The sequence below is a fragment of the Mycoplasmopsis pullorum genome, from assembly GCF_001900245.1.
Classification (GTDB): Bacteria; Bacillota_I; Bacilli_A; order Mycoplasmatales; family Metamycoplasmataceae; genus Mycoplasmopsis; species Mycoplasmopsis pullorum.
Genome location: NZ_CP017813.1, coordinates 41,217 through 53,232 on the forward strand (window position 1 = coordinate 41,217; position 12,016 = coordinate 53,232).

General features: G+C 29.5%; 15 protein-coding genes and 1 pseudogene. 13 read left to right on the forward strand and 3 right to left on the reverse strand.

Features of this window, described 5'->3' with window-relative positions:
* Positions 1–22: 22 nt before the first annotated feature.
* From BLA55_RS00170 to BLA55_RS00180, 3 genes are all read right to left on the reverse strand, one after another.
* On the reverse strand, positions 23–850 hold the full coding sequence (locus BLA55_RS00170; protein ID WP_073372119.1) for a DNA adenine methylase: 828 nt from the start codon (positions 848–850) through the stop codon (positions 23–25).
* Between the two features lie 154 nt (positions 851–1,004).
* The gene (locus BLA55_RS00175; RefSeq protein ID WP_084107601.1) at positions 1,005–1,943 is read right to left on the reverse strand and encodes a DDE-type integrase/transposase/recombinase; all 939 of its coding nucleotides are present in this window, start codon (positions 1,941–1,943) and stop codon (positions 1,005–1,007) included.
* Positions 1,916–2,236, reverse strand: coding sequence for a hypothetical protein (locus tag BLA55_RS00180; protein ID WP_073372120.1), 321 nt, complete (start codon positions 2,234–2,236; stop codon positions 1,916–1,918). Before BLA55_RS00180 ends, BLA55_RS00175 begins: the two co-directional genes overlap by 28 nt.
* A gap of 64 nt (positions 2,237–2,300) precedes the next feature.
* Between BLA55_RS00180 and BLA55_RS00185 the strand changes: the two are divergent.
* The 13 genes and pseudogenes from BLA55_RS00185 to BLA55_RS00245 form a co-directional block, all read left to right on the forward strand.
* A pseudogene (locus BLA55_RS00185) lies at positions 2,301–2,714 on the forward strand (IS1634 family transposase); the annotation flags it as partial.
* A gap of 252 nt (positions 2,715–2,966) precedes the next feature.
* The gene (locus BLA55_RS00190; RefSeq protein ID WP_073372122.1) at positions 2,967–3,824 is read left to right on the forward strand and encodes a MurR/RpiR family transcriptional regulator; all 858 of its coding nucleotides are present in this window, start codon (positions 2,967–2,969) and stop codon (positions 3,822–3,824) included.
* A 131-nt stretch (positions 3,825–3,955) separates the two neighbouring features.
* Positions 3,956–4,432 carry a hypothetical protein gene (locus tag BLA55_RS00195; RefSeq protein ID WP_073372123.1) on the forward strand — a complete coding sequence of 159 codons (477 nt, stop codon included), beginning with the start codon at positions 3,956–3,958 and terminating at the stop codon, positions 4,430–4,432.
* 3 nt (positions 4,433–4,435) lie between these two features.
* The gene (gene kduI / locus BLA55_RS00200; RefSeq protein WP_073372124.1) at positions 4,436–5,266 is read left to right on the forward strand and encodes a 5-dehydro-4-deoxy-D-glucuronate isomerase; all 831 of its coding nucleotides are present in this window, start codon (positions 4,436–4,438) and stop codon (positions 5,264–5,266) included.
* Position 5,267: 1 nt separating this feature from the next.
* On the forward strand, positions 5,268–6,479 hold the full coding sequence (locus BLA55_RS00205) for a glycoside hydrolase family 88 protein (RefSeq protein WP_073372125.1): 1,212 nt from the start codon (positions 5,268–5,270) through the stop codon (positions 6,477–6,479).
* Positions 6,480–6,488: 9 nt separating this feature from the next.
* Positions 6,489–6,971: a PTS sugar transporter subunit IIB gene (locus tag BLA55_RS00210; protein ID WP_073372126.1), complete on the forward strand. Its 483-nt coding sequence runs from the start codon at positions 6,489–6,491 to the stop codon at positions 6,969–6,971.
* A 44-nt stretch (positions 6,972–7,015) separates the two neighbouring features.
* Positions 7,016–7,906 carry a PTS sugar transporter subunit IIC gene (locus BLA55_RS00215; RefSeq protein WP_073372127.1) on the forward strand — a complete coding sequence of 297 codons (891 nt, stop codon included), beginning with the start codon at positions 7,016–7,018 and terminating at the stop codon, positions 7,904–7,906.
* A complete protein-coding gene (locus tag BLA55_RS00220) occupies positions 7,896–8,765 on the forward strand; it encodes a PTS system mannose/fructose/sorbose family transporter subunit IID (RefSeq protein ID WP_235631834.1) in 870 nt (289 codons plus the stop codon). Before BLA55_RS00215 ends, BLA55_RS00220 begins: the two co-directional genes overlap by 11 nt.
* 4 nt (positions 8,766–8,769) lie before the next feature.
* Positions 8,770–9,177, forward strand: coding sequence for a PTS sugar transporter subunit IIA domain-containing protein (locus tag BLA55_RS00225; protein WP_073372128.1), 408 nt, complete (start codon positions 8,770–8,772; stop codon positions 9,175–9,177).
* Between the two features lie 47 nt (positions 9,178–9,224).
* A complete protein-coding gene (yajC, locus tag BLA55_RS00230; RefSeq protein ID WP_084107605.1) occupies positions 9,225–9,629 on the forward strand; it encodes a preprotein translocase subunit YajC in 405 nt (134 codons plus the stop codon).
* Position 9,630: 1 nt separating this feature from the next.
* Positions 9,631–10,395 (forward strand): 2-dehydro-3-deoxy-D-gluconate 5-dehydrogenase KduD, encoded by a 765-nt coding sequence (kduD, locus tag BLA55_RS00235; protein ID WP_073372129.1) that lies wholly within the window; start codon positions 9,631–9,633, stop codon positions 10,393–10,395.
* Positions 10,380–11,009: a bifunctional 4-hydroxy-2-oxoglutarate aldolase/2-dehydro-3-deoxy-phosphogluconate aldolase gene (locus BLA55_RS00240; protein WP_235631835.1), complete on the forward strand. Its 630-nt coding sequence runs from the start codon at positions 10,380–10,382 to the stop codon at positions 11,007–11,009. The genes kduD and BLA55_RS00240 overlap by 16 nt, the downstream gene beginning before the upstream one ends.
* Positions 10,999–12,012, forward strand: coding sequence for a PfkB family carbohydrate kinase (locus tag BLA55_RS00245; protein WP_073372130.1), 1,014 nt, complete (start codon positions 10,999–11,001; stop codon positions 12,010–12,012). Before BLA55_RS00240 ends, BLA55_RS00245 begins: the two co-directional genes overlap by 11 nt.
* Positions 12,013–12,016 lie beyond the last annotated feature (4 nt).

Sequence of the window (12,016 nt, forward strand, 5' to 3'; positions counted from 1 at the left end):
ATAAAAATATAACTATTTGCAACTAATATTCATAATTAGTAATTATAACTTCAAATCCTTTTCTATTTTTACCGTCACTATTTACATTTCTTTTGACATTAACTGTTTCTATATTATATTCAGAATATAAATCTCTAATTAAATCAGTATTATGATTTGTTAGCATTACAAAACATCCTTTTTCATCAAGAGTTTTAAATACTTTTGACAACCTAATATGACTTTCTAAATTAAAACCTTCTTTTGTATAAGATTCAAATGTGTTTGAATTTAAAGGAACATAAGGACTATCTATGAAGATAAAATCTCCTTTTTGAGCTTGTTTCAAACTTTCTTCAAAATCTAAATTAGAAATTTCTACATTTTGAAGATAATTACTGATTTTTAAAATATTTTCTTTGTCATAAGAACGTACTTTGGTTTTATTGTTAAATGGAACATTAAACAAACCTTTTGAATTAACTCTATATATGCCATTAAAACATTTTTTGTTTAAAAAAACAAACAATGATGCTAACTCTATATCAAATTCATTTGCTATTATTTTTTTGTTAAATTGTTCTCTTTTCTCGTAAAAAAATTCTTTAGTGCATTCTTTTTCATCCAGTTCTTTTAAATTTTCTATTAAATGATTCGGGTTAGTTTTTATGACATTAAATGCATTTATAAGAACAGCATTAATATCATTTACATATGCCTTTTTGGGTTGTAAATTAAATAAAACTGCCCCTCCACCTAGAAATGGTTCAAAATAATTTTTGATTTTTTTAGGAAGTCTTTTCTTAATTTCTTCAATTAATTGAGTTTTACCACCTACTCATTTTACAAAAGGTTTAATATCATTTTTCATCTTGTAAATCCTTTATATTTTGTTTTATCATTTAATTTATATTTTAATATTAAAAATACTTTATTTTTATAAAAATAATTAAAACATTTTTAATAATTAAAAAATAAACTCGAAGTAAAATAAACTAGGACAACGAAAATGGACAAAAGCTTATTTATTGTCCGCAAACACCTCAAAAATCTTGAGGTGTTTTTCATTTCAATGAAGATTGAATTCTCTCATTGTTGTATCAAAGTATAAAATTGTCGATAATTGATTTTAATTCGGAAAAATTTATCTTTGTCACGTCGATTAATTTTAAACACTCAGATTTTAAAATTGAGAAAAAATATTCAACTTCTCGGTTATCTAATGAATTTCCAATTCTCGCCATAGAAACTACACCATTATTGTTTTGAATTGATTCTAAATATTTTTTTGATGAATATTGAAATCCATGGTCAGAATGTGCTATTCATTTTTTGTTAAATTTGATTTTAGACATATGTTTCATAACAAGTTCCAAATCATTTGTTTTTGAAATGTTGTAATTTACAATATATTTACTTCTATGGTCGATTGCAATAGATAAAAATACAAAATTGTTTACACAATCTCTAGGTGCAGGAATGTAGGTAACGTCTGTTGCTATTATTTGATTATTTTCACCATTGTAGTCACGCTGAACAAGATCTAAGAATTTAACACTTGTATCTTTTTGTTCTCTTTGTTTTCTTTTTCTACGGATTACACAGAACAATCCTAATCTATTCATAATTCTTCCTAAAGTCCTATAATTAAGATAAATTTGATATTTTTCTCTAATATAATTTGCTAACCTTACTCTTCCAAACAAGCATTTATTCTTTTTAAATGCTTCGATTATTAGATCGTCATGTTTATTCTTATTTATTACTAATTTATTAGTTTTCTCTTGACCATTTTTAATGTTATGAATAGTTGATTTAGATTTATTAAAGGTAACGCTTAAACGTCTTGATGAAATTGATGATTTCTCGATTTTAGATATGCCAACTTCAATATTATTTTTATCAAAAGAATCTTTAAAGATTTCCAAAATTTCAATTAATTGCTCTTTTGGCATTTTTTTCATTCTTTTCTAGCAATTTCTACTGGTGTTATTTTTCTCTTTTTTGGTCGACCTGTACCTTTTCCTTTTTTAGTAGCTTTACCTGTTTGTGAGTTTAAATCAATCATTCCTAAATTATATCTATTATATTTTGATACGAAATATTTTCTTGTGTATCGTGACTTATTATCAAAATAGCTCACACCTCTAATTGAGCGATAAAAAGATTCGAATTCATTTTTGCCTAAAACTCCGTTCTTGTAATCGTGATATTTTTCAAATAATTCTAATCATTGTATTTCTTTTAATTGTTTCATTTCACTACCTCCATAAAAAAACTCGAAACATGGAATGTCCATATTTCGAGTCCTAGTTTATCCAGAGGATGGTTTTTATATTATTGAAACCAATATTCTTAACTTAACACCAGCAAGAGCTAATGAAATTTATAAAAGACAATGAAAAGTAGAAGAAAACTTTAGAACACTGAAATCTTCTTTACAAGTTAGACCTGTATTTGTACACAGCGAAAAACACATACTAGCACATCTTTTATTGTGTTTTATTGCTCTCGTTGTTTTAAAATATTCTCTTTACAAATTAAAAAATTATTATAAAAGCAACGGAGAAATACAAAGAGTGACTTTAGATCTGTTTATTGATTCTTTAAGGATGATGACAATTACAAGAAAAGAAATTGATGGTAAGGTTGTTCAGGAAATAATAAATGATTTAGATGAAAATCATAAAGAAAACATAAAAATTTACAAAGACTTTATTGCATGCATGACGTAATTCTATGTGTGTAATTTTAATCACGAAAAAACAAATACGCCTATATCGTAGGCGTATTTGTTTTTTATGCTTGAGTAACTTGGAAACTCAGGACGATAATGCTTAAATTCTAAGTATTTCGTCTTTTTTTCTTTATTGTTAAAATTTTGACCTATAGGCCGCAAAAGGCTTATGTGAAATTATTACCTTAGGAATTTTATTTTATTAACAAATGAGAAATAGTTGTTAAATTTAATATAATTAAAAGATAATATGAAAATGAAAATCTTTGAATCAATTATTATAAAAAATAATTTTAAACCTTCTGATATTGATAACTATATTATTAACTATATTGAAACAAATCCAAAAGAGTTCGCTCAGATGACTCAGAGTGAAATTTGCGAGCGTATTTTTGTTTCACAAACGGCCGTTTCGCGTTTTGCAAAAAAAATCGGTTTTTCGACCTTTAAACACTTACAAATTTATGTAGCAGCATATTTAGAAAAATATCAACCAAAAAACGATATTACACTACGAGAATTAGATAGTTTAGAAAACATCAAGAAAAATGTTTTTGATCAATATACCAATTTAATTAAAATGGTTTTTACCAGCATTGATAACAAACAAATTCAGATTTTAGTTAATTTAATTGCAAATAATAAAAATATCGTTATTTTTGGTATTGGAACTTCCTACATGATGGGAAAGTATTTTGCTGAACAATTATTAAAAGTCGGAGTGCATTCAGTTGTATTTAACACTATTTATGACTTTGTTGATTTTTATCCGAGTGCATTAGATAATAACCATAATTTTTTAATCATTTCGCAAAATTTTGCAAATACTGACTGCGTCAAGGTTGCTAAAATCTTAAAAAGAGACATGATCAACTTTTCTTTAATTACTAAAAACAAGAGTGAAGCGCTAAAAAATGATACAAAAATAAATTTAATTACCTATTCTACTTTTATTACTAAAAATATTCAATTTAGTATTACAAACAAAATTGCAATTCTGATGATTTTAGATATAATTCTATTTTCACTATTTCATAAAAAAGATCCAGAATTTAAAAATATTTCGTTAGCTCAAGAGGTCTTAAAAGCTTCAATTATTGATGAATAAAATATTCTCATTTAGATTCTCAAAATAATAAAACAGGTAAAAAATACCTGTTTTTTTCATATTCTAGCATAAAATATGCATTAAAAAATAGGATGAAAACTATCAAATAAAATTATTTGTAGGAGGTCAAAATGTCAGCAGAAAAAGTTAAAAAATATGTTAAGTATTTAATTTTTATTTTACTTTTAATAAACCTAATAGGTGTGTACTTTATGTTCACTGGTCAATTCGGTGATGGTGATCACAACCAAGACTCTGCTAAGTCTGGTCACATCTTAGATATTTTAATTAATATTCCTAGAAGTTTAGGATGATTATCAATTGTCTTATTAGGTGCTGGTTGAATTCTTTGAGAATTCGCTATTGCAAAATCAGGTAAAAAAATTTATGCTTACGTTTCTATCGTTTTATTCGTTGTTCAAGCATTTGTGACATTTGAATTATTAAGCTTTATTGGAGTTGGGGTTGGTGCTATTTTAATGATAGTTTACTCACACTTCTTTATTGCGAAAACAAATAATGTTACAGCTGGTGAAGTTGCTCGGGACAACGTTGAAAAAAATGGAAAAAGTGCTAAAAAATTATTAAGTTTTGGAAAGGATAAATAATAAATGAAAACTTATTATGCAAAATCTGCAGAAGAAGTTAAAACATTAGATACAAATAAATTAAGAGAAAACTTTTTAGTTGAAAATTTATTTGTCGATGAAAAAATTCAATTAAACTATCTTCACTACGATCGTATCATCGCATTTGGTGCTAAACCGGTTCACGAAACATTAAACTTAGAATTAAGTAGTGAAATTGGTTCAAAATTCTTCTTAGAAAGAAGAGAATGTGGAATCATTAATCTTGGTGGAGCTGGAGAAATCCACTTTGATGGTGGTGTGGAAGTTTTAGAAAATAGAGATGGTTTATATTTACCAGTTGGTAATCAAAAAGTTGCTTTTAAATCACTAGATCCAAAGAATCCTGCATTATTCTACGGATTTTCAACATTAGGATTAAAAGAATATCCTGTTACAAAAGTTAATATTAAAGAAGCTAAAGCAATCCATTTAGGAAGTGCTGCAGAAAGCAATACAAGAACAATTTATCAATTTTTCCATCCAAATGTTTGTCAAACAAACTCGCTATTAATGGGGATGACAATCTTAGAACCTAATAATATGTGAAACACAATGCCTTGTCATACACATGAAAGAAGAACAGAATGTTATCTATACTTTGACTTAAGTGAAGAACATCGTGTTTTCCACTTCATGGGGCAACCACAAGAAACAAGACATTTAGTTGTTAAAAACAATGATTTTGTTATATCACCATCATGATCAATTCACTCAGGTGTTGGAACATCAAATTACTCATTTATCTGGGCTATGGGAGGTGAGAATTTAGATTATACCGACATGCAAGGTGTTAAAACTAAAGATCTAAAATAAAATGTTTATCAATAATAATAAAGAATTAATCGATATAGCAAAACTTGAAAAAAACTGAGAAAAAGTTGATAAGAAATTTTTAGAAAATGCGATTGAAAAAGCGATTGCTCAAATCGATCGTAATATTGAATATTTTGGAGATTCATTCCAAAGTCCAAACACATTTTCAAATATCTACAAAAAAATGGATAACATTGAATGAACTGATGGATTTTGAAGTGGATTAGTGTTATTAGCTTATGAATACACTAAAAATCCAAAATATTTAGACTTAGCCAAAAAACATGTTGATTCATATTACGACAGAATCGTAAATAAAATTGAAGTTAATCACCATGACATGGGATTTTTATACTCTCTTTCATGTGTTGCTTACTACAAATTAACTAAAGACGAAAAAGCTAAAGAAGCTGCCTTATTAGCTGCTGATAATTTAGCATCAAGATATCTTGATGAAGCTAAATTCATTAAGGCTTGAGGTAACATGAACGAAGAAGAAAACTATCGTTTAATTGTTGACTGTTTATTAAACATTCCGCTTTTATACTGAGCAAGTCAAAATAGTAATGATTTAAAACGTCAAAATTACTACAACATTGCAATTGAACATTTCAATACTTCGTTACATACTGTAATTCGTGAAGATGGTACAACATTCCACACCTACTACTTTGATCCAAAAACTAATCAACCATTATTTGGAAAAACCAGACAAGGTTATTCAGATGATTCATGTTGAGCACGTGGTCAATCATGAGGTGTTTATGGAATTCCATTGACATTAAAATACGCTGCAAATGATCCAAAATTAGACAAGGATACACTTGCAATTCACCAAAAAGTTGTTAATCAATTTTTAAATAACATTGGTTTAGATAATGTTGCATACTGAGATTTAATTTTTAATAATGATGATACTCACTCACGTGACTCATCAGCATCAGCAATTACTGTGTGCGGATTATTAGAAGTTTCAAAATTCTTAGATTCACAAGAATTAAAAGATACCTACTTAAAAATTTCTAAATCAATCGTTTATTCTTTAGCAACTAAATACGCTAACTTAGAAGAACACTTAGGAAGTCCAATTTTATTCCACGGTGTTTACTCATGACACACAAACAAAGGTGTTGATGAAGGAAATATTTGAGGAGATTACTTCTACCTTGAAGCATTAATGAGATTATATATGGATTGAGATCCATATTGATAGGAGAAAAATATGGCTGTTATTATTCACGCAAGAGTTGACGAAAGATTAATGCACGGACAAGCTTCAATTTGAATGCAAGTTAATGGTGCTAACTCAGTTATTGTTGCTAATGATGATGTAGCAACAAACCAAACACAACAAGATTTAATGAAAGTTACTGTACCACAAGGTGTTAGAATTAGTTTCTATTCATTAGACAAATTAATCGAAATCTGACCAAAAGCTTCTGAATGACAAAAATTCTATTTAGTTGTTAAAGATATCGATTCAATGCACAAATTATGAAAAGCTGGTTTACCAATTAAAGAAGTAAACATCGGAAATACTCACACTAGAGAAGATCGTAAAAAAATTACTTCATCAGTTAATTTAAGTGAAAGCGAAAGAGCTTTAATTAAAGAAATGCATGAAGCTGGTGTGTTATTTAATACTCAAACCTTGCCAGGTGTTACAAAAGGTTTAGTAGAAACAAGTAAATTAATCGAAGATTAATCTTTAAAAAGAAAAATAAAAAATAAAAAAGAAAAGGAGAAACAATGATAACATGAGCACATGCTTTGTTTATTGGTTTATGAGCTGCTATTGCGGTTACGGGGACACTACTTGGTAACTATACAGCTACACCGCTTATTTATGCAACTGGTGTTGGTGTAATTCTTTCAGGTGTTGACAAAGACGCATTAGCAAACTGTATTATTGTCGGTGCTGCTGGTCAAACTGTTTGACTAGGTTTTGGTATTTCGCAAGGAGGGGTTAGACCACCTGATCCAATCGCACCTGGTATTTTCGCTCCAGTGGTGGCTATTTCTGCTCGTGCAGCAGCTCAAACTGAAGGGTTAATGTCAATTACTGACGCCGGAGTTTACATCGGATATAGTGTTCCAGTTGGAATTTTAATGCAATTAATTATTACAGTGTTATTTACAGGTATGGCACCACTTAGCCAACTTGCTACTAACGCAGTTAAAAAAGGTAAAATGTGATTATTCTCAATTTACTCAAACACAACATTAGTATCATTAATGATTTTAACTTTTGCCTTTGGATGTGCTGTTGGTTTCGGAGCAGAACATTTAGCAAAAGTTGCTAACAACTTACCAGAATGATTAAGAACCGGATTTAGAGTAGCTGGTGGAATGCTTCCAGCACTTGGATTCGCTTTAATCTTAAAAGTTATGTTGAAAAAAGAATACATGGGATTCGCACTTTTAGGATATTTCTTAGCTCTTGTATTCAACGCAATTTCAGTTGCAACCGGAACAAACTTCTCAGTTTTAGGATTAGCAATTGCAATTACTGCATTCGTGTTAATTATTATTAGTATTCCAAAATTAGTTGGATTAGATAAATTACAACCACAAGCTGCAGCTACACCTGCACACTCAAATACACAAAATGAGAAAGGAGAGTATGAAGATGGAATCTAGAAATGATTTTGTTCAAATTCAAAATGATGGTCAATTAGAAACTAAAAAGTTATCTTTATGAATTTTTATTTGAATTTCTCTTCGTTCATATTTATTACAAAATGGATTTAACTACGCAAACTTCCAAGGGATTGGATATTCTAATGTTATTTATCCAGCACTTAAAAGAATTTATGGTGCAAAAACTACACAATTAAGAGATGCCTTAGTATCAAACTTAGAATTTTTTAACTCAAACTCACAAACAATTACTTTAATTACATCAGTTCACTTATCATTACTTGCAGCAGGTCAATCTTTAGATGACGCACGTACTATTAAGATGTCATTGATGGGACCTCTTGCTGGTATTGGTGACTCATTAACACAATACGCGATTTTCCCTCTTATGTCGATTATTGCGATTGGTTTTGCTCAAAGTGGATCAATTTTAGGACCTGTTGCATTCCTTTTAGGAATGAACATTATCTTAATTACTATTAGATTATCACTTGGTATTTTAGGATACAAATTAGGAGAAAGAGTTATTTCTTCATTAGCTGTGCAAATGCAAACAATTATTAGAGTTTCATCAATGATCGGGGTTGCTGTTATTGCTGCTTTAGCAGTTAGATTAACCAAAGTGAACTTCGCTTTAGAATTTGCTCAAAGAATTGATGCTGGTGCACAAGGTTTTCAAATTAAAGTTATTAGCGTACAACAAATTTTAAATAACATCGTGCCATTATTAGCTGCTGGATTATGAGTAATCTTCATCTACATAATGCTTACTAAATACAAATGAACACCATATAAAGTTATCATTGTAACTGTTTTAGTTGGAGTGACAGCTGGGGTGTTTGGAATCTTAGGAGCTTAATTTTATGAAATATAGAGTTTTAATTATCGGACATGCTGAGTTTCCACAAGGTGTTAGATCATTCTTAGAGTTTGTTGGTGGTTTTGAAGAAGGAATTCAACACTTCTTTATTAATGATGAACATCCAACTAACGAATTAAGAGAAAAATTAGAAGCATACTTTGCTGATGACACACCTACCTTAGTATTCGCTGACTTACCTGGTGGTTCACCACACATTACTATTGTTGATTATTTATCAACTGCACAAAAGAAAAATGTTTTAGTTTATGCCGGTCTTTCGGTAGCATTAATGCTTGATTTAACATTTAAAGCATTAATCTTTGGTGCAAACGACCATGCTGAAATGGTTGAATATTGTAAAGAAAAATTTGAAAACTTAAATCGTTTCTCAATGCAAAATATCTTTTAATAATTTAGTCAAGAACAACAAATCTTAAACAATCGATTGGAGTTGAAATGAATCAAAATGTAATTACAATACTTGCTGAATCAAATACCAATACTAGCTCAACCAATGCTTGAGCCTATGCTGTGCAAAATATTGGAGTTTGAGTACTTGGTGGATTAATTTTAATTTATTTAATTTTTGTGATTGCTGTATTTCCTTACTTACGCAAAAAGCGTTATGAAAAAGATCAAAAACGTAAAGAAGAATTAATTGCAAGTATCAAAGTTGATGATGAAGTTTTATTAGCAAGCGGAATGTTTGGAATTGTCAAAGAAAAACAAGGTCAAATTCTTTTTGTTGAAATTGCTGATAATACAGTAGTTAAGGTAAATAAAAATTACATTTTAGGATTCTATAACGAAGACATTGCTAAAAGATTAAAATCAAAAACAAAAAAAGGAAAAAAGAAATAAAATGTTTAATTTAGATTACTTTTCAGTTAAGGATAAGGTTATTATTGTTACTGGTGGAAACACTGGTCTTGGATTAGCTTATGCCAAAGCTTTAGGTAAGAGTGGAGCAAAAGTTGTAGTAAGTCACTTTGACACAAATACAGCTGAAATCGAAACTTTTGCCAAAGAAAATAACTTTGAATTATTGCTAGTTCAAGGGAATTTAACTTTAGAAAATGATGTTGATTTATTGGTACAAAAAACACTTGAAAAATTTGGTCGTATAGATGTTTTAATTAACAACGCTGGAACCATTATTCGTGAACCTCTTTTAGAATACAAAAAAGAATCATGACACAGAGTTATTGATATTAACTTAAATGCAGTGTGATTTTTAAGTCAAAAAGTTGCACAAGTAATGAAAAAACAAGGTGGTGGAAAAATTGTTAACGTTGCTTCAATGTTGTCATTCCAAGGTGGAAAATTCGTTCCTGCCTACACTGCAAGTAAGCACGCAGTTGCTGGTTTAACTAAAGCTTTTGCAAACGAATTAGCTGAATTTAACATTCAAGTTAATGCAATCGCACCTGGATACATTAATACTGCAAATACTGCACCTATTCGTGCAGACGAAAAAAGAAATGCTGAAATTTTATCAAGAATTCCAGCCAACCACTGAGGTGAAACTGAGGAATTGATGGGAACAATTGTGTTCTTATCATCTAAAGCAAGTGACTACATCAACGGTGCAATTATTCCGGTTGATGGAGGTTGATTATCTCGTTAGAAACTAACTTCTCTTTTTTAAAAGCTCACAAAGTTGTCGCTGTAATTAGAGAAGTTGATCCGCAAAAAGCTCACCAAAGCATTGAATATGCAATTCAAGCTGGTATAAAACTAATCGAAATTACACTAACTTGTCCTAATTATGCACAATTACTAACTCACTTTAAATCACAACATCCAGATTTAGCATTTGGATTTGGAACAGTAATTAGTGCTCAACAAATGGAAGAATTAAAATCATACAATCCTGATTTTATTGTTTCTCCAGCTTTTAGTAAAGAAGTATTGGATGTGTGTCTTGAACATGACATCCTTTATTTACCTGGGGTTTTTACACCAAAAGAAGCATTGGATGCTTACAATCTTGGTGTGAAAGTATTAAAATTGTTCCCTTCAGGGATTTTAGGACACAAATTTGTTAGTGATGTGCTTAAACCATTTCCATTTTTAAACTTCATGCCTTCTGGCGGAGTTGATTTGGAAAATGTAACTGATTGACTAAATGCTGGTTGCATCGCGGTTTCAGTTGGATCAAGTCTCTTTAAAGGACAAACTCCAGCCGAAAAAGTTGCACACGCTGCAAAATTAGTCGCAAAAGTTAAAGATGCACAATAATTCAAACCAACATGGTAAAGTTTTAACCATTGGTGAAGTTTTAGTACGTTTAAGTATTTTAAAAAATAGTCAACTTGAAACCAATCAATTAAATTATTACATTGGTGGTGACACATTAAATGTCGCTGCTAATGTCGGACGTTGAATCAACGGATCTAAATTTTTTAGTGTAGTTGATTTTGATTCGGTTTTTTATCCTAATTTGCTTCAACATATGAATGCAAACAATGTTGAATCGCAATTAGTACATCAAAGTGGTCGAATAGGGACTTATTATACTTTACCTAAGAACACTTTTAAAAATATGCAAGTCTTTTATGACCGTAAATACAGCTCATATTACGATACTTATGAAACAACTTTAGCCAATGTTGATTCTGATAAGTTGCTAAGCAATGTGGAATATATATTTATTTCAGGAATTACCTTAGCACTTAATTCAAAGATCAATACATTTATTCTTAAGTTAATTAAACATGCACGAACTCAAGGAATTAAAATCATTTTAGACTTAAACTACCGTTCAAAATTATGAAGTAGTTATGATGCGTTTCGTGCTGAAATTGAAAAATTTATTATCTATGCTGATGTGGTAATTGGTTGAATCTCACAAGTGTACCAACCACTTTCACAAATGCTTGATTTAGAACAATTCAAAATTAATTCACAATCAATGCTTGAAAAATATCCAAATATCGAAATTCTCGCAACTCCATCAAAAGGATTTACAACTAAAGCATGTGTTAAATCATTTTTATTTAAAGATAAACAATATTACGAAAGTGATATTTTAGAATACGAAGATCGTTTTCCAATTGGTTCTGGTGATTCATTTGCATCAGCCTTGGTTACTGCATTATTATTAAAATTAAGCAATGAAGAAATTTTAAACGCATCTCGTAATGCTTATGCAATCAAAAATATTTACGAAGGTGACAATAACTTGGCCAACTGAAGTGATATTTTAGGTTACAAGAGTAACATTAAAAAAATTGAAAGGTAGTAAT